This is a genomic window from Bacteroides sp. MSK.20.12 (genome assembly GCF_019052435.1).
Taxonomy (GTDB): domain Bacteria; phylum Bacteroidota; class Bacteroidia; order Bacteroidales; family Bacteroidaceae; genus Bacteroides; species Bacteroides xylanisolvens.
In genome coordinates, this window is sequence record NZ_JAHQVH010000022.1 from 17,201 (window position 1) to 35,300 (window position 18,100).

Below are 18,100 nucleotides of genomic sequence, written 5' to 3' on the forward strand. Positions count from 1 at the left end.
TTGTTTCTCGGTGAGAAACGAGTTCTTGGTTTTAAACCAATGTACTGGAGTAAATTTAACTAATTAGAATTGGAAATATATGAACGGCTGAATCTCCGAACTCTTCATCTGAATAACCAGGTAAATCAAAGCTACCATCAAGACAGCTTTTCCTACGAAAGGCAAACGGATCACTCCTCGACAAGCCGCATTTTCCCAACTATCGGGAGCAAAATGAAGCAGGAAGCCAAGCAACATCAACGCAAAGACTTTCCAATATCCTTCAAGTAATTGCGGGAACAGCTGCGGACGGAAAGTAGTGAATATCTGCCCCAGCATATCCATTGAATTCTGGAAATCGGCATTGCGGAAGAATATCCAGCAGAAGCAGACAAAATGGAAAGTGATAATTACTCCAAACACACGGCGCCAACCGTGACTTTCCTCTCCTTTCTTACGCCCGGTGATAGACATCCACATTTTATGTAATGCCAGAGCTACTCCATGAAAAGTTCCCCAAAGAACGAAGTTCCAGGAGGCGCCATGCCACAGACCGCCCAAAAACATGGTAATTATCAAGTTGAGATATTGCCGGAATTTACCTTTTCGGTTTCCTCCCAGAGAAATGTATAAATAATCTTTTAGCCAACTGGATAAAGAGATGTGCCAACGACGCCAAAATTCCGTAATAGAGGCAGACTTATAAGGTGAATTAAAGTTGAGATTGAAATGGAAACCTAATAATAAGGCGATACCGATAGCCATGTCGCTATATCCGGAAAAGTCACAGTAAATCTGTAAAGCATAACCATAGACTCCCATCAGATTCTCAACACCGGAATAAAGAGTAGGGTTATCAAAAATACGTTCCACAAAGTTGATGCTGATATAATCGGATATGATAGCTTTCTTGAAAAGACCGGAAACGATCAGAAAAATTCCGCGTCCGAACATTTCCTGCGAGACGAATAGGGGTTTCCGGATTTGCGGAATAAAGTCGCGGGCACGCACGATAGGTCCTGCCACCAACTGGGGGAAGAAAGATACGTAGAAGGCATAGTCCAAAAGATTGGTCAATGGTTTTATGTCTCTTCGGTAAACGTCGATGGTGTAGCTCAATGACTGGAAAGTGAAAAAGGAGATGCCGACCGGCAGGAATATATCGAGAGCGGTAAATTCTCCTCCCATCAATGACGCAATCACTCCACCCAGAAAATTGGTATATTTGAAATAAGCAAGAAGTCCTAAATTAACTCCCAAACTCAAAGCGACCAATCCTTTACGTTTCCAATAACCCTCTACACGATCCATAAGTTGCGCAAGGAAAAAGTCGGCAACGGTGACTATGGCAAGCAGGAAAAAATAGGTGCCGCTACTCTTATAGTAAAAATAATAGGAGAAGAGAGTAACAAACATGATACGGGCGGTGTATTTGCGTTGTAGCAACACATACACCACCATGAAAGCAGCGAACAACCAAAGGAAGATACCGCTGCTGAATATCATTGGCGCTTGCGGATCGTAGGTAAGTACCTCTTTCAGTCTACTGAAATCTATATCAATGGGAAACATAGTCATTATATGCTTTGATAAGTGCTTGGTATAATAAATTTCCTTGCAGGATGTATCCTTCGGGTAAATAATGTACATGATCGGGCCGCATCAGTTTTGCGTCCGTCCAGTTCGTGCAGGCACGGCGCTTCCCTCCGACTACATCGTACATATCCCACACGAGCAGACGATGGTCTTTTGCATAACGACGAATGGTTTCCGCTGCTGTCGCTGTACGTGGATTGATGGCATACGTGCGTCTACGCCTTCGCTGCCGGAAACTTTCATAAGAACCGGGAGGGGTAGTCAGAAGAATGGGTACGTTAGGAAGACTGTCGCGCAACAGTTTCACCAGTTCATCCATCTGATTGTAGTGCACATTTATATTATAACGCCGGTTATGGCTTTCATTGGTTCCGAAAGAGAGAATCAACAATTCGGGCTTCAGGGCGGCAATTTCGGCAATACGATCCGGATGGGTAAAGGTAAGGCAAGTAGCTCCGTTGACGCCTTTATCTATATAAGAAACAGCACCGAAAGTTTCTGTCAAACGGGCACCGATGGTTTGAGGGTAGATATGTCCACGTACATGGCTGTCGCCAATATGAACGATACGGACTGTATCTTCGGAGAGTCCGGCACGCACCTGGCGAAGATGTTCGAAGACGGGAGCTAGCAGAGCGATACTGTCAATAATCTCATTCCGACCGGTTTCGCGGAAAGCTGAAGGGAAGGATATTTGTACAGTGATCGTATCATTCGCCCAGTTCATTTCCCGTAAAGGCTTTATAAGTTTTGCGGTCTTTCCCAGTGGAGGACATGCAGGGATACGGTCTTGCGCGATTGCTTCTGCAAGGAAACAAGGAACACTCAACATACCGGCGAGAATAAGAATAAAGACAGACTGCAGATTATTCTTGCTCATAAGCACGCCTCCTGTCATATTGTTCCTTACCATAAATCATCGTTTCATAAAGTAGTCCCGCCAAATGCTTGCCGCCACGGAAGTTTATATGCGTATAATCGTAGTTTGCCATAGAAGGTTTGGCATGCACCAGTTTTGCCATACTGCCTTCTCCGCCCATTGCTTCAAACATATTCCAAAATGCGATGCCGCTTTCGGCTGCAATGTTCTGCTGATAACGAATCAGATTCTTCACACCGGGCATGGTACGAAGTTCGCCGTTCTCGTTTTTAGAATCACGGTCACCGACGCTCAACAACAGGATTCCTGCTTGTGGGAAACATTCTTTCAAATGCTCGATAGCTGTGAGCAGTCCTTTTTGATAGTTATCATAATTACGTCCCCGTTCAGTAGCTACATTCAAACCATATTCGAGGATAATGAGGTCGTAAGGACGTTGACGGTTAAACTGTTTCAACATTTGTGGAGGAATGCCCCGCAGAGAAAGACCGGAACTGCCACGCAACGAGAAGTTGTCGAGAATGATACCTTTCTTTCCATCCATTGCCAAACCATAGAACAATGTAGAGTCTGCACGGTCTACTGTCCAACGGATAGAGCCGATGCGTCCGTCTACCTGGATTTGCTGCAATCCGTCGGAAGGGCCTAATGAATAATTCTTGTTTTCTCCTTTGTTCACACGGACAGAAAGGAGGACGGAGTCTCTGCTATGGAAGAAGATGGAGGCACGCTGGCAAGTATCGAGCAGGGAGGCATATTTATTTTGCCCGCGCAGTTCTACATAAGCTCCGTTGCGGGGAACGAAATAATGACCGGATATGCCTTGTTTCTTCTTATCGAAATAGACACTGTCTGTTACCGCATGACTGGACCATCCGCCAAACGTATGTCGCACCGTAGGACGGTAACCGCTTGTCATGGAAGTGATGGTAACAAAACCTACACCACAACCGCCGAATTGTTTCTGAAGCATTTCGCGTAAGTCAGCGGTAAAGATATCCGCTTCGATAAAGGAATCTCCGAATACGGCAATACGTACCTGTTTGTCATCGGAGTCATCGGAAGAGACACGGTCGAGTGCTTTATAAAAAGGAGTCATCCCCCGGAGAGTGGAATCACTGTAATCTTCAATGCAAGTCATACCTGTACGACAGGTATCTACAAAGGCAGGTTTTACAACAGGAGGCAAAGGGATGCTGTCCGAATCAGCTGCGGCAGTCTCTGATTCCGGATAACGAAGGTCGCTCAAAAGGTCTACACGCCTCATCGTGTGCCCGTCAATAGTCAGCGCCGGAAGCCAATGAAGCCCGAGTAAGACTGCAAACACAATCAGTACGAACCACAACGAATATTTCAAATAATTCTTTATTATCTCCATCTTTACAAGTAGATATAGGCACTATTTTAGTTCTTGTTTTTACCCGGTGCCGAGCTACCTCTTCCTCAGTGCCGAACCATCTCCTTATCGGTGCCGGAGGAGGCTTCATCGGTGCCGGACATTTTCAGGCTGCAAAGATAGAGAAAAGCAATAAAAAAGAAGGGAGAATCTACATTATTTATGAGATTCTCCCTTTTTACTTATTTACATGCCGGACATCGGTCAGATCGTCCGTTCAATGTTCCACACAAATGCCCGCAAGCCTAATTGCTCCGTTTCCAAGTCCATCTTATGCAAGGTGTCGAGCAACGGATCGACTTTGCTGTCATCGACTACCGTCAGGATAGCCGAACACATACTTGGCCAGGCATGGCTTCCGAAATGCGGATCGCCTGTCTTTGAACCACGTCCCTGTACTTTTTCGAGGTACGTAAAACCACGGCATCCCAAACGGTCGAGTAACGCCATGATTCGCTCGTAATAAGCCTGATCGAATGTTATCAATACTGATTTCATATTCTTTCTTTATTATTTCTTAATAATACTGTCTTTATTCGCCTGGAAGTAAACATCCAATTCACGTTGACGACGGAGTTTACGACGACGATTCTTGATACCTGTTCCTGCGAATACACAATACAGCGTAGGAATCAGAATCAACGTCAAAACAGTAGATACTGTCAGACCACCGATTACGGCAATCGCCATCGGGCTCCACATTTCAGAACCCTGACCGCCACCGATAGCCATCGGAATCATACCGAGAACGGTAGTGGCAGTAGTCATCAGTACCGGACGGAGACGGCTCTTACCTGCTGTTACCACAGAGTTCAGGACTGCCAGTCCGCGCTCTCGACAAAGAGTGATGTAGTCGATAAGCACAATACCGTTCTTCACCACAATACCAATCAACATGATACCTCCCAACAAACTCATGACACTTAACGTGCTACCCGTAAAGAATAACGCCATCAAGACACCACTGAACGCAAACGGCAGGGAGAACATGATGATGAACGGATAAGTCAGTGACTCGAACTGTGCCGCCATCACGATAAATACGAGCACAACAATCAGGATGGCAAGTGTTCCCAAATCACGGAACGAATCCTGCTGGTCTTCGTACGAACCGGAAATCTGAATGGTGACTTCTCCCGGAAGATCCATTTTATCTATCACTTTATTACCGGCAGCCACTACGTCGCCCAACGGAGCACCGGAGATTACTGCGGAAACGGTCACGATACGTTCGCGGTCTTTACGTTCGATGGTAGGAGGCGCGAAACGTTCGACTACCTTTCCGACGTCTTTCACACGAACGGATTGTCCTTGCGCATTGTAAATGAGGATATTTTCGAGACTTTCCAAACTTGTACGGAATTCGGGCGCATAACGCACTTTGATATCATATTCATCTCCGTCTTCACGATATTTAGACGCTACCGCACCATTGACACGGTTACGCAGGTAGTTACCGGCAGTTGAAAGATTCAAACCATGCATTGCCAGTTTTTCACGGTCAAAGTCTACCTGATATTCCGGCTGATAATCACTACGGCTGATATTTACCTCGGTCACACCTTTCACTTTCAGCAATTCACGTTTCAGACGAGCTGCCACGCTGTCGGTTACCGTCATATCATATCCGTAAACCTCAAAGTCGGCACTAGCCTGTGCGGACATACCTGTGTTGCTACCTCCGAGGATTACCTGTGCTTTACTGAATTCCGGATAGGCTTTCAAATCTTCACGCATCTCATCACAGACTGCTTCCAAAGTGATATCACGATCGCCCGGATCCACCAAACTGATGTTGAACGAAATAATATGCGACCCGTTGTCCTGCATAGATGCCCAGGTATTATCAGAGTCAGCTTGGCCGACTGTATAGTTACAGACTTTCATGATGTCTTTATACTTCGTCAGCCATTGGTTAGTCAACTTCTCTGAAAGTTCCTGCGCTATCTCTTTTCGTGTACCGATCGGCAGCTCCAACTTCACGGCAATACGGGCGTTATCCTGTGCCGGGAAGAACTCCGTACCGATACCCTTTGCACACATTAAACTGATAACGAAGAAAGCAATACATCCCACAATGACAATCGGACGATGACGTACAGCCCAGTTCAGCATCTTCGCATACCAGGTATCGAGCCCGTCGAGTGCTTTCTCTATCGGAGTAAAGAAGAGCTTGAACATCTTCGATGGTTTCTTCTGCAAACGAAGCAACTGGGAACAGAGCATCGGAGTCAAAGATAGTGCAGCGACCGTAGAAATAAACATGATGGCACACATCATCCAACCCAACTGTTTGAAAAGTACACCGGACATACCGCTTACCATTGTCAACGGGAAGAACACGGCAATCATAGTCAGCGTAGAAGCGACTACAGAAATTGCCACCTCATTGGTTCCGTGCACGGCTGCCTGTTTCGGATCGGAGCCACGCTCGATATGGGTCGTTACGTTTTCAAGTACCACAATCGCATCATCCACCACCATACCGATAGCAATAGAAAGTGATGAAAGCGAAATAATATTAATCGTATTTCCACTAACAGCCAGGTAAATGAACGAGGCAATCAACGAAAGCGGAATGGTGATACAGATAATCAATGTTGCGCGCCAACGTCCCAAGAAAAGGAACACGACGATGACAACGAAGAGCAAGGCATAAACAACAGTTTCCGTCAAACTGTCGATGGTGTTCAAAATGTTGTCGGAGGTATCGACAATGACACCAATCTTCACGTCACTCGGCAGGTTCTTCTGAAGCCTCGGCAATGCGTCGGCCACTTTCTTGGAGATTTCTACCGAATTAGCTCCCGACTGTTTCTGAACAACAATCATCGCACCTTGCACACCATTGTTATAGGTTTCCTGTGCACGTTCTTCCACAGTATCGACGATTCGGGCTACATCACGCAAAAAGACATTTGCCCCATTATGCGTACCTACCACTACATCTGCCAACTGTCGGGAATCATCGAACTCACCTTCTACACGCAACGCGTATGTTTCACTACCGATATCGAAGTTACCACCGGGAATGTTCTTGTTCTCGGCACCGATAATGGAACTGATTGTTTCGATAGTCAGGTGATAGGCTTCCAGTTTATTGGGGTCGCAATAGACCTGAATCTCACGTTGCGGCGCACCACTGATAGACACGGTTCCGACTCCCGGAATACGCGCCAGCGGGTTTACCACACGATCGTCCAATATCTTATAAAGGGCTGACTGACTTTCATTGGCCTGTACGGAAAGCAGCACGATCGGAATCATGTCCGTACTAAATTTGAAGATGATCGGATTCTCGACATCATCGGGAAGCTGCGAACTTACCATGTCGAGTTTATCACGCACATCATTGGTCAGAACGTCAATATCGTTACCAAACTCGAACTCCAATGTAATCAATGACATATTCTCGGAAGAACGGGAGGTGATATGTTTCAAGTTGCTCACCGCGTTCAACGTATTTTCGAGCGGGCGAGTCACATTATTTTCTATATCCGAAGCACTTGCTCCGGGATAAGCGGTCATTACCATGATTGTATTCGTGTCAATGTCCGGATACAAGTCGATAGGTAACTTGGACAAAGAGAAAAGACCAAAAATCACCACTGCCAGGAAGCAGAGGGAGGTCATAATCGGTTTCTTAACCGCACCTTCGTATAAACTCATGTTATTTTATTTAAAAGCCTCTCCCTGCTCCTCTCCCCAAAAGAGGGAGCCGGAAGATCGTTTTGAAATCAGGTTAATTAATAAATGCATCGGGCGAAAGGTACTGAACACCTCTTATTTGGAAGAAGGCTGGGAAGAGGCTTCCACCTCTACTTCCATACCGTTCACCAAACGTGACTGTCCGGCAACTACCACCTGTGAGTTATCCGGTACACCGGATTTCAACTCATACTCCGTACCCATGCGTCTACCCAGTTCGACCTTATTATAAGATACTTTACCGTCTTTATAAACGAATACATAACGGTCGCCGGAACCTGCCTGCTTAACGATTGCCAAATCGGGAACAACTACGTTTTCTGCTGTACCGAAGTTCAATGTCGCACGGGCAAACATTCCCGGACGCACACGCTGGTCTTTATTATCCAGTCTGATCTCTACCTGGAATGTACGGGTAGTGGCATCTATGGTAGGGTAAATCAGATTGATGGTTCCTGTAAATACTTCATCGCCATATACATCGAGTTTCACATCGACAGGAGTACCTTTTTTCACTTTCGTGAAGTAAGTTTCGGACACGTTAATCAGGAGTTTCACCGGAGTGATCTGTTCTACTACAAGTACGGGCTCTCCACCGCTGTACATATCGCCATTATCATAGTTGCGTGCAGTGACCACACCATTGATAGGGCTTTGCAAAGAGGTATTCTCCAGCAGATTCTTATAAGCGGTTTGCTTCACATCGAGTTGCATCTTCGAAGCATCCCACTCTGATTTGGACGCACCGCCCACTTTATATAATTCGTCGATACGGTTGAATTCAATTTCCTGATTATCTAGTTGCAGCTTCGTCTGTTTCAGGTTGGCTGCATCCATCTGCACAAGTTTCTGGCCTTTGGATACGCGGTCGCCCACTTCCACAAAAATCTGGTCAATACGTACGGGAGACGAAGGAGCTATATTATTCTTTACTTCGGCTTCCACCGTTGCTGTGTAATCTTGTATTTGATCTACGGGACGGGCTTTTACGTCTGCCAGCTTCACAATGGGCTTCGCGTCCACATGTTCCGCAGCCGCTTTGTCTTTTCCACCTGTACATGAGCCCATAAACACAGTTAACAGCAGGGCTACCAATTGGATACTTCTTTTCATATTCCTTAATTGTATTTTTTTAGTTGTCTATCTTTATTCTTTTCCCAGAACCTGATCGAGGTCTGCCTTAGCAACCAGGTAATCGTATATGGACTGATTATAGGTAAGTTGAGCCTGTGTCAGTGACACTTGGGAACTGTTCAGTTCGAGCACCGTGCCCTTACCTACATCATAACGTTTTTCGGCAATCACTACCGCTTTCTTTGCCTGCATCACATTTTCCTTGTTGCTGACTACCTGTTCTGTGCTGGCACTCATGTTATTGCGACAACTGACAATCTGCATATTCAATTGTCTTTCCGTATCAATACGGTTCCAATCGAGCTGGCGCATCTGTATACGGGCGGATTTCACTTTCGTAAAGTTACTTGCCTTATATAAAGGTATACTAAGATTGAACATCAGGCTGGAACTGTTGCTCCAGTTGTAATTGAAAAAATTGATATTCGGATTATACAGTGATTGATATTGATAGGAGAAACTCATTGAAAGAGTCGGCATAAAGTTTGTCTTTAAAGACTTTACGTTCTTTTCAAGCAACTTCATGTTCAAGTCCAACTGTTTCATGGTGGTATTGTTGTCCAAATTTACATTTTCTTCTCTCAACTGGTTGGCAAACATGGCCGTCTCATAGTTGGTCAGACTATCGTTAATCTTTATCTCCACATCGGCTGTGATCCCCATCAGGACTTTCAACTGCAACTTAGCCAAAGTCACCGCATTAGCTGCCGAAATCAAGTTCGGTTTAATACTGCGCATCTGCACTTCCGCACTAATCTTGTCATATTCGCTCACAGTTCCCTGCTGATATTTGGCATTCACTACATTGTAGTTATCTTCTGCCAGTTTATAACTGCCTTGAAGCACTTCATAGCTGTCCTGCGCAAGCATCAACTGATAATAAGCCTTGCTCACCTGATTCACGAGATCCAGTTTGGAAGCGCGTGACTTCTCTACTGCCAGTTCAATATCCGTCTTTGTCATCGACATGGCACGATAAACGCCCGGCACAAAGAGTGGCAGATTAATACTCAACCCCGCATTGGCGGTATTCGAACCGTCTTGTCCCATCTTGAACGACATATCGTTCAGTTTCATTTCAGCCGCTTTAATGGTATGGTCTACTGAACCGGCAATACTAGCCTCCGGCAACAGACTTTGCCAGGCTTCTTTGCTGGCAACTTTCTTTAATGCGACTTCTTCTGCTGCCACTTTAATTGTCGGATTCTCATCCAATGCAATTTCCAGGGCTTTGTCTAAGGTTAAGGTTAGTATATTCTTCTCCGCTTGTGTATCCTGCGCCTTTGCAAAACCAAATGCACAGAGTGCCACAGCTACCAGAAGAATCTTCTTACCTGCCAATCTTTTCATCTTGTCCATAAACTGAATTTCTAATTTAATCTTACTTGTTTGTCAATAAAACCTCACTCTTGCTCTAATCTGCGATGCGGTTCTTACGATATTCTTGTATAAAGTCTTCCAGTACCTTTGCTCCTTTTTCGGTGGAGATGCCGCGTATATAAGTAAACATGATGGATTCGTACACTTCAATGAAAGGATATTCATTGCAGATATCCGTATTCAGAAGTACGTCAAACTGCTCTCGTACCAGCAAATTAACGATAGCGAAGTTCACATCCGGACGAAAAATGCCCTGCTCTACTCCCGTCTTGAAGAAGGACATCGTTTTCTGCGAATCGCTGTCCTGCCGGTTCTTCATCATCTCATATACCTTCGGATATTTCTTGATGTCTTCAAAAAAGCGTTTATTCGTCTGATGGAACACCTCAATACTTTTCTGAAAGACTGCAAGTATTACCTCTAACACATTATGCGACTGTTCAAAGATTTTCTGCAAGTACTTATCTCTGTCGGCCTGTGCCTTCAGTATACATTCTTTCAACAACGATTCTTTATCCGAAAAGACTTCATAGAGGGTACGTTTGGATATTCCTAATGCTGCTGCAATGTCGTCCATCGTAATACTCTTGATACCTTTTGAAGTAAAAGCTTCTGTTGCTGCCGTTATGATCCGTTCTCTTAACTCTACCCGTTGGGAAGCGTCTTTTCCATGCTCTGCCATCATCCGTTTTTCTATTTTATTAAAATGCAGTTTTCGTTTTCTTTTCATTTCCAAAGGAAAAACGGAACAAAGATATATAGAAAACTCAATTAACAAATCAAGTTTCCATCTATTTATAATGCATTTGGGAATTATTATCATTCAATAGAGTAAAATGAAAACAAGTGTTAATAGGAAATACGGAACAAACATAGGGCAAAGGTAGGAATGAGGAGAATACGAAGTAAAGTTTTATCGCCCGCAGAGGGATTATAATCGACAAATGCCGGATAAATGTCGATAGAATCAACACTTACCCGGCAACAACAGTCGCCATTATTAACGAAAAGCGAAAAAGGGTTGGTTTATGGTCAATAGTCAATTTGTGTCCTCTTCAGGAAGGCGACTGTTTTATGTATCTCCTTGTACATCACGATATCATCTTTCACAAAAGGCACTTCCTTCCGATAGGCATGAAGGAAACGTTCAAGAACGGGAGAAGTTTTCAGCGGACGACGGAAGTCAATGCCTTGTGCAGCATTCATCAGCTCAATGGCAAGGATATGTTCCAGGTTGTCCATCACTTTATAAAGTTTGGTAGCGGCGTTGGCGCCCATACTTACGTGGTCTTCCTGTCCGTTGGAGGAGACGATGGAGTCGCTCGAAGCCGCATAGCAGTACATTTTATTCTGGCTGACCATCGAAGCGGCGGCATATTGCGGAATCATAAAGCCGGAGTTCAGACCGGGGTTGGCAACCAGGAATTCAGGTAGTCCGCGGAGTCCCATAATCAGTTGGGAGACACGGCGTTCGGAGATATTTCCCAATTCGGCCAAAGCGATGGCAAGGAAGTCATAAGAGATGGCAAGCGGTTGCCCGTGGAAGTTTCCGCCGGAGATGATCCGGTCTTCATCGGGGAAGATGGTGGGGTTGTCCGTGACGGAATTGATTTCGGTCAATAGTACGGAGGCAACGTAGCGGATGGCGTCTTTCGTGGCACCGTGTACCTGCGGGATGCAGCGGAAGGAGTAGGGATCTTGAACGTGTTCTTTGTGACGTTCGATAAGTTCGCTACCGGCCAGTAGTTTGCGGAAGGCTTCGCCTGTCTCGATTTGTCCCTGATGGGGGCGGATTTGCTGGATACAGTCCATAAACGGGTCGATACGACCATCAAAGGCTTCGAGGGAAAGGGCGGCTATGAGGTCGGCTTTTTTTGAGAGGCGGAAGGCTTTGAGCATAGCGAATACACCGTTGGCACTCATAAATTGGGTGCCGTTAAGCAGGGCCAGTCCTTCTTTACTCATTAGTTTGACGGGTTCCCAGCCGAATTCGTCGAGTACGCTGATGGCTTCGCACTTTTTCCCTTTATAGTAGACATCGCCGACACCGATCAGGGGGAGGAAAAGATTGGCGAGCGGCGCGAGGTCGCCGGAGGCTCCAAGGGAACCGCGGTCATAGACGATGGGCATGACGTCATTGTTGAAGAAGTCGAGGATGCGCTGTACGGTGATTACTTGCACGCCGCTATGTCCCAATGAGAGGGCGTGGGCTTTGAGAAGCATCATCAATTTGATGATGACGGGGCGGATTTCTTCGCCTACGCTGCAAGCATGGCTTTTTATCAGGTTCTCCTGAAGCGTACCGAGTTCGTCAGGAGAAATATTTTTGGTACATAAAGAGCCGAAACCGGTTGTTATACCGTACAGCGGTTCTTCGGAAGAAGCTATTTTGTGGTCGAGGTAGTCGCGACATTTCTGGATGCGCAACTTGGCTTCGGGAGCTAGTTCCAGTTTTAGGTTTTCGTTGATAATTCGTTCGATGATTTCGAAGGTTAATGCTCCGGAACCGATATGATATACATTCTTACTCATACGCGCAGGTCTTGATTTACGGCATCCAACAATTCTTTTTCTCTCCGGCAGGCGGTTTGCTCGATTGTATCGGCTTCGGTTTGCAGTTGGAGGACAAAATCTCTGTCTTTGAGCGAACCGAGGTTGATACGGACGTTCAGCAAGGCTCCCAATACGGCGGAACGGGCGGACATCATGGCTACACAGGCATCTGTGACGGCATTGCGGTTGCCCAGGCGGGCAACATCTGCTATGACGGACATCATATCCAGTGCTTTGCGAGCTACTTCCAACGGAACGAGGGCGGCTTGTTTGGTTGCTTCCTGAATGGCGGCACTTCGGGCGGTTTTCTCTTCGTCGGTTGTTTTAGGAAGTTTGAAGCAGGCAAAGACTTCGTTGTAGGCAGCGGAATCTTTATCGATAAGTGCAATAAATTCGTCCAGCAAACGGAGGGTGATTGTTTGTGCGTGCTGCATTACTTCTTCACTGGCTTCGTATCCCTTTTTTCCTATGGTGAGCCGTGCTACCATTGTGGAAAGGGCGGAAGCCAGCGCTCCATCCAAAGCGGCAATACTACCTCCACCGGGTACAGGGTCGCTGCAAGCTACTTTATCTAAGAAATCTTTTACGGTTAAATCTGCTAACATGGTATTTTGTTTTAAGTGATTAATTGAGTCAACTATTAAGCAACGGGATACAGCATACCGCCTTTAATAGTCATGATTACACAGTTCATGCCTATATAATAAGGTAGAATATGATAGTTGTCGGAATTGAGAACGATAAAATCGCCTTGTTTGCCTACTTCGATGCTTCCGATCCGGTCGGCTCGCTGAAGGGCGGCAGCTCCGTTCAGGGTCAGGGCGGTGATGGTTTCTTCGATACTCATTTTCATATAGATGCAGGCCAGAGCAATGGTCAGCGGGATAGAACCGGAGAAACAACTGCCGGGGTTCAGGTCAGTAGCAAGTGCTACCGCACAGCCGGAGTCAATCATTTCACGACCGCGTGCGTAGGGTTCTTTCAGAGCAAAAGCGGTCAAAGGTAACAGGGTGGCTACCACTCCGGCATCGGCCATTGCACGGATGCCGGCATCGGAAGCGTACAGGAGGTGGTCGGCAGACAGTGCTCCCAGTTCGGCTGCCAGTTCAGCTCCACCGAGGGAGACGATTTCGTCAGCGTGGAGTTTCAACAGAAAGCCGTGTCCCTTGGCTGCCTGAAGCAGGCGGCGGGACTGTTCGATAGAGAAAACGCCTTGTTCGCAAAAGACATCACAACATTCTGCCAGTTCGCCATCACGGACAAGGGGAAGCATTTCACGAATCAGGAAGTCGATGTATTCGTCGCTTCTTCCTGCATATTCTTCGGGAAGGGCATGGGCACCGAGAAAGGTGGAGACTATATCGACACGTTTATGCTCGGTGTTGTTCAGGCTACGCATTACCTTTAGCTGTAATAGTTCGGTTTCCCGATCCAGTCCGTAGCCGCTTTTACCTTCTACGGTGGTTACGCCCATTGTGCTCATTCTTTTCAGAAAGCCTTCAGCTGCTGAACGAAGTTTCAGGAAGTTCATTTGCCGGGTGGCTTTTACGGTGCTTGCAATTCCGCCTCCCCGCTCCATAATCGACATATAGCTTTCGCCGTTCAGACGCCAGGAGAATTCTTCGGAACGTTCGCCGCCAAACACGAAATGGGTATGGGAATCAACGAAGCCGGGCAAAAGGCAGTGTCCGCGAGCGTTATAATGCCAGTAGTGTTGGTAGTAACCGTCGCGGTCTTCGCCACGGTTTTCACCAACGTAGGTGATGATTCCTTTGGTGACTTCCACGGTTCCGTTCTCTATGACTTGCAGTTGGGACATTTCTTCGCCTTTACGGGCGGAAAAGCCGATGGGAGTTACAATACGGGCATTGAATATGATTAGGTTTTCACTCATAAATTATCCGAATTATCTTGGTTTATTCTTGTTTCATTCATCCTGCTTCTTGATCCGTTGTTTTTTATCAGGACAGGTTCCCCTGTAAACATCCGTTCTGATTTGGATTGAATATTCGCTAACATATTTCTTTACCGGCTATTCCATGATACGGGCTTCCAAGACTTGCTGCATGGAAAAGTTTTCGAGTCCGAGATAGTAGGAAGCTGTATCAATCAGGGCTTCCATCGGTACGAGGCCAATGATTTCACTACCGACAATCGTAACACCATAGCGGCGAGCTTCGATACGTACCAGTTCGAAGGCGCGGTAAAGGGCAGTACGGGTATAGTCGGTCATGTTTATGGATACCTGGGTGATGTTTCTCTCCTTTAGCTCCACTCCCATTGCTTTCACATAACGGAGCCCTCCATTGATATGGCGGATATTCTTTGCTATCTTGGTAGCTATTTCCAGATTGTCCGTACTAAGATTGATATTGTAGGCAACGAGCGGCATACGGGCTCCGATGGCGACTGTACCTGCGGTTGGATGACGTTCGGCAGGTCCGAAATCTGGTTGCCACTCGGGTAGTTTGATTTTTTCGGCCATGCCTTCAAATTCTCCTTTACGAACGGAAGCGAGATTTTCCCGATGCGGTGAAGTTGCGGACTTCTCATACAGGAAGACAGGAAGATGATAGATCTCGGCTACTTTTGCGGCTACTTTCTTGGATAGTTCGATGGCTTCTTCCATGCTGGTATTCTTAATCGGGATGAAAGGGATGACATCGACTGCTCCCATACGGGGATGTTGCCCGGTATGCTGATTCAGGTCTATCAAACGGACAGCGACACCGACGGCTTCAACGATTGCTTCGTACAGAGCTTCCGGCTCGCCGACAAGGGTTACAACCAGACGGTTATGATCTTCATCATTACTGTAATCAAGCAGTTTCACTCCAGCCTTAATACGGAAAGGGGCTACTATCTGATCTATTTTCTCTAAATCACGTCCCTCGCTAAAATTGGGGACGCATTCAATAATTTTATTCCAACTCATATCAAATATCTATTATTATAGAGGTTATATTCAACTGGATAACTATATGTTTTACATTAAACAAGTGCTCTTGCCCAATAGTCCTTATATAATCAGGCACGGTTCACACGAGTTTCATACCGAATCACCGCACGGTTTATACTAAACAGCTATATGTTTAAACAGTTCCATATATTATGGGAATTTATTCTCTTATATTAAGAGAATAAATTCCCATAATATATGATACTATTTTCCCACAATATATGGGACTATCTTCTTTATAAGTTCTTCGTCTGCTACATACGGCATTGTTATCTGATAGTCTCTTGCATGGGAATCATTAAATGCTTCGCTTGTCTCCATCGCATGCGGATTACGCGCCCATGAGCGACGGGCTACTCCGCCCATCACATCCCAGAGCATTGCCGAACGAAGTATTTCATCTACCCGTTCGCTACCGTCGCATACCATACCGAAGCCGCCATTGACTGCTTTGCCAATACCGACTCCCCCACCATTGTGCAAAGCTACCAGACTCATCCCACGGGCACAATTTCCGGCAAAGCATTGCACAGCCATATCTGCCATCACATTGCTTCCGTCTTTGATATTCGATGTCTCCCGGAAAGGGGAATCCGTTCCGCTTACATCGTGATGGTCTCGTCCCAGCATGATAGGACCTACTTCTCCCCGGCGGACCATCTCATTGAAACGGAGGGCTATGTTCATTCTCCCAACTGCATCCTGATACAGAATACGTGCCTGTGTACCCACCACGAGCTGATTCTTTTCTGCATCCCGTATCCAGTTGTAATTGTCAAGATCCTGACCGCGCCGATTGACGTCGATACATTCCATAGCTGCGTGGTCTGTTTTTATCAGATCTTCGTGTTTGCCACTCAAGCAAACCCATCTGAACGGACCGTAGCCATAATCAAAGAGTTGGGGTCCCATAATATCTTCAACATAGCTTGGCCAGATAAATCCGTCCTTTTCATCAACACCATTACGGGAGATTTCTTTTACTCCGGCATCGTATATGGCTTTCATGAAGGAGTTTCCATAATCAAAGAAATAAGTTCCACGGGCTACGAGTTTCTTGATAACTTCGAAATGACGATACAAGGATATATCTACCAAGTGACGGAATTGTTCCGGAGATTCGTGAAGAAGGCGTGTGCGTTCTTCAAAAGTTAGTCCGGCAGGGCAGTAACCGCCTTCGTAAACGGCATGACAGGAGGTTTGATCGGATAATAATTCAATAGGAATTCTCTCACGTTCGGCATATTCGAGCAGATCTACGACATTGCCGTGATAGGCTATCGAGCAGGGTTCACGACGTTGCATTGCTTGAGATGCCATCCGGTATGCTTCGGCTATATCCGCAGTCACGTGTCCCACCCATCCCTGGCGGTGGCGGGTTTCAATACGCGAACTATCTACTTCGGCTATGATGGAGACTGCTCCTGCTATCTCCGCCGCTTTGGGTTGTGCGCCGCTCATTCCTCCCAAGCCGGAAGATACAAATAAATGTCCCCGCAGATCCTGATCTTGGGGAATCCCCAGTTTCAATCGCCCGGCATTGAGGAGGGTATTGAAAGTGCCATGCACAATTCCTTGAGGACCGATATACATCCAGCCGCCGGCAGTCATTTGCCCGTAATTGGCAACTCCCATCTGGGCAGCAATATGCCAATCATGTTGATTGTCGAATTGCCCGATCATCATCGAATTGGTTATTATAACGCGGGGAGCATCGGGACGGGAGCGGAAAAGCCCTAATGGATGTCCGGACTCAATAACCAGCGTCTGTTCTTGGGTAAGTTCTTCGAGGTATTGTTTTATCAGTCGATATTGCATCCAGTTTTGGCAGACTTGTCCGGTTTCACCGTAAGTGACTAGTTCGTAGGGATATAATGCTATATCGAAGCAAAGGTTATTGTCAATCATTACCTGAAAAGCTTTGCCTTCAATGCATTGTCCCCGATATTCGTCAATCGGTTTGGCTTTCAGGTCGCCGGCAGGACGGAAACGGTATCCGTAAATCCGCCCGCGAGTGCGTAGCTCTTCCATCAATTCAGGAGCCAATTGTTCGTGCCACTCGGTAGGAATATAACGCAAAGCGTTTTTTAATGCAGTGATTGTCTGCGCCGGGGTAAGTGTATAACCACGGTCGGGAGCTCTCCGGATACCTTCTACAAAATCCGGATAAGGAGGTAGTGTGTTGCCAAGAGTTATTCTCATAATAAACAGAATTAAGGATTACAAACTGTAAGCAATACAGTCTTATAACTCTTCGCGAGATAGAAAAAAAGAAGATAAAAGACAAGAGATTTGACAGATTTATTATCAGAAAGGTATTATTACATTTACAGTTTGATAGAAGAACAAGACACAAGCGATGTCAAAACTCTCTTATGCTTTTATACAGGCACGAATACAGGCCGTTTTGTCAAAACAGATAGATAACCCTTTCACTGAAGTAGATAGCAGGGTTGGCATTACGTTAAATTGCAAAACTATCATTAAAACGAATGGCGGAGCTTCACTAAAGCTA

At 46.0% G+C, this 18,100-nt stretch carries 13 protein-coding genes; all 13 read right to left on the reverse strand.

The features are described from left to right. Nucleotides 1–63: 63 nt before the first annotated feature. The 13 genes from KTR06_RS12885 to KTR06_RS12945 all read right to left on the reverse strand — a co-directional run bounded on the left by KTR06_RS12885 (nucleotide 64) and on the right by KTR06_RS12945 (nucleotide 17,787). Nucleotides 64–1,551 (reverse strand): MBOAT family protein, encoded by a 1,488-nt coding sequence (locus tag KTR06_RS12885; RefSeq protein ID WP_217290403.1) that lies wholly within the window; start codon nucleotides 1,549–1,551, stop codon nucleotides 64–66. Then, nucleotides 1,538–2,488, reverse strand: a complete 951-nt coding sequence (locus KTR06_RS12890; protein ID WP_050541514.1) for an SGNH/GDSL hydrolase family protein — start codon at nucleotides 2,486–2,488, stop codon at nucleotides 1,538–1,540. The genes KTR06_RS12885 and KTR06_RS12890 overlap by 14 nt, the downstream gene beginning before the upstream one ends. Beyond that, nucleotides 2,442–3,833, reverse strand: coding sequence for an SGNH/GDSL hydrolase family protein (locus KTR06_RS12895; protein WP_120144853.1), 1,392 nt, complete (start codon nucleotides 3,831–3,833; stop codon nucleotides 2,442–2,444). Before KTR06_RS12895 ends, KTR06_RS12890 begins: the two co-directional genes overlap by 47 nt. Before the next feature lie 222 nt (nucleotides 3,834–4,055). Next, a complete protein-coding gene (locus tag KTR06_RS12900; protein ID WP_049701227.1) occupies nucleotides 4,056–4,349 on the reverse strand; it encodes a PG0541 family transporter-associated protein in 294 nt (97 codons plus the stop codon). A gap of 12 nt (nucleotides 4,350–4,361) precedes the next feature. Further along, a complete protein-coding gene (locus tag KTR06_RS12905; RefSeq protein ID WP_217290404.1) occupies nucleotides 4,362–7,520 on the reverse strand; it encodes an efflux RND transporter permease subunit in 3,159 nt (1,052 codons plus the stop codon). A 114-nt stretch (nucleotides 7,521–7,634) separates the two neighbouring features. Continuing rightward, nucleotides 7,635–8,672 carry an efflux RND transporter periplasmic adaptor subunit gene (locus tag KTR06_RS12910; RefSeq protein ID WP_008023021.1) on the reverse strand — a complete coding sequence of 346 codons (1,038 nt, stop codon included), beginning with the start codon at nucleotides 8,670–8,672 and terminating at the stop codon, nucleotides 7,635–7,637. 33 nt (nucleotides 8,673–8,705) lie between these two features. After that, the gene (locus KTR06_RS12915) at nucleotides 8,706–10,052 is read right to left on the reverse strand and encodes a TolC family protein (protein WP_217290405.1); all 1,347 of its coding nucleotides are present in this window, start codon (nucleotides 10,050–10,052) and stop codon (nucleotides 8,706–8,708) included. Nucleotides 10,053–10,107: 55 nt separating this feature from the next. Then, on the reverse strand, nucleotides 10,108–10,758 hold the full coding sequence (locus KTR06_RS12920) for a TetR/AcrR family transcriptional regulator (RefSeq protein ID WP_008023025.1): 651 nt from the start codon (nucleotides 10,756–10,758) through the stop codon (nucleotides 10,108–10,110). A 347-nt stretch (nucleotides 10,759–11,105) separates the two neighbouring features. After that, nucleotides 11,106–12,605: a histidine ammonia-lyase gene (hutH, locus tag KTR06_RS12925; protein WP_004313467.1), complete on the reverse strand. Its 1,500-nt coding sequence runs from the start codon at nucleotides 12,603–12,605 to the stop codon at nucleotides 11,106–11,108. Continuing rightward, nucleotides 12,602–13,231 carry a cyclodeaminase/cyclohydrolase family protein gene (locus tag KTR06_RS12930; protein ID WP_217290406.1) on the reverse strand — a complete coding sequence of 210 codons (630 nt, stop codon included), beginning with the start codon at nucleotides 13,229–13,231 and terminating at the stop codon, nucleotides 12,602–12,604. The genes hutH and KTR06_RS12930 overlap by 4 nt, the downstream gene beginning before the upstream one ends. 35 nt (nucleotides 13,232–13,266) lie before the next feature. Beyond that, on the reverse strand, nucleotides 13,267–14,520 hold the full coding sequence (gene hutI / locus KTR06_RS12935) for an imidazolonepropionase (protein ID WP_117809751.1): 1,254 nt from the start codon (nucleotides 14,518–14,520) through the stop codon (nucleotides 13,267–13,269). Nucleotides 14,521–14,658: 138 nt separating this feature from the next. Beyond that, the gene (gene ftcD / locus KTR06_RS12940; protein WP_117683450.1) at nucleotides 14,659–15,561 is read right to left on the reverse strand and encodes a glutamate formimidoyltransferase; all 903 of its coding nucleotides are present in this window, start codon (nucleotides 15,559–15,561) and stop codon (nucleotides 14,659–14,661) included. A 228-nt stretch (nucleotides 15,562–15,789) separates the two neighbouring features. Then, nucleotides 15,790–17,787 (reverse strand): urocanate hydratase, encoded by a 1,998-nt coding sequence (locus tag KTR06_RS12945; RefSeq protein ID WP_217290407.1) that lies wholly within the window; start codon nucleotides 17,785–17,787, stop codon nucleotides 15,790–15,792. Nucleotides 17,788–18,100 lie beyond the last annotated feature (313 nt).

What these genes read in the sequence shown, in the direction of transcription:
- KTR06_RS12920 (WP_008023025.1), bottom strand. Translation starts at nt 10,758, where the DNA reads ATGATGGCAGAGCATGGAAAAGACGCTTCCCAACGGGTAGAGTTAAGA.
- KTR06_RS12900 (WP_049701227.1), bottom strand. Translation starts at nt 4,349, where the DNA reads ATGAAATCAGTATTGATAACATTCGATCAGGCTTATTACGAGCGAATC.
- KTR06_RS12895 (WP_120144853.1), bottom strand. Translation starts at nt 3,833, where the DNA reads ATGGAGATAATAAAGAATTATTTGAAATATTCGTTGTGGTTCGTACTG.
- hutH (WP_004313467.1), bottom strand. Translation starts at nt 12,605, where the DNA reads ATGAGTAAGAATGTATATCATATCGGTTCCGGAGCATTAACCTTCGAA.
- KTR06_RS12890 (WP_050541514.1), bottom strand. Translation starts at nt 2,488, where the DNA reads ATGGTAAGGAACAATATGACAGGAGGCGTGCTTATGAGCAAGAATAAT.
- KTR06_RS12930 (WP_217290406.1), bottom strand. Translation starts at nt 13,231, where the DNA reads ATGTTAGCAGATTTAACCGTAAAAGATTTCTTAGATAAAGTAGCTTGC.
- KTR06_RS12945 (WP_217290407.1), bottom strand. Translation starts at nt 17,787, where the DNA reads ATGAGAATAACTCTTGGCAACACACTACCTCCTTATCCGGATTTTGTA.
- ftcD (WP_117683450.1), bottom strand. Translation starts at nt 15,561, where the DNA reads ATGAGTTGGAATAAAATTATTGAATGCGTCCCCAATTTTAGCGAGGGA.
- KTR06_RS12885 (WP_217290403.1), bottom strand. Translation starts at nt 1,551, where the DNA reads ATGTTTCCCATTGATATAGATTTCAGTAGACTGAAAGAGGTACTTACC.
- KTR06_RS12910 (WP_008023021.1), bottom strand. Translation starts at nt 8,672, where the DNA reads ATGAAAAGAAGTATCCAATTGGTAGCCCTGCTGTTAACTGTGTTTATG.
- KTR06_RS12905 (WP_217290404.1), bottom strand. Translation starts at nt 7,520, where the DNA reads ATGAGTTTATACGAAGGTGCGGTTAAGAAACCGATTATGACCTCCCTC.
- hutI (WP_117809751.1), bottom strand. Translation starts at nt 14,520, where the DNA reads ATGAGTGAAAACCTAATCATATTCAATGCCCGTATTGTAACTCCCATC.
- KTR06_RS12915 (WP_217290405.1), bottom strand. Translation starts at nt 10,052, where the DNA reads ATGGACAAGATGAAAAGATTGGCAGGTAAGAAGATTCTTCTGGTAGCT.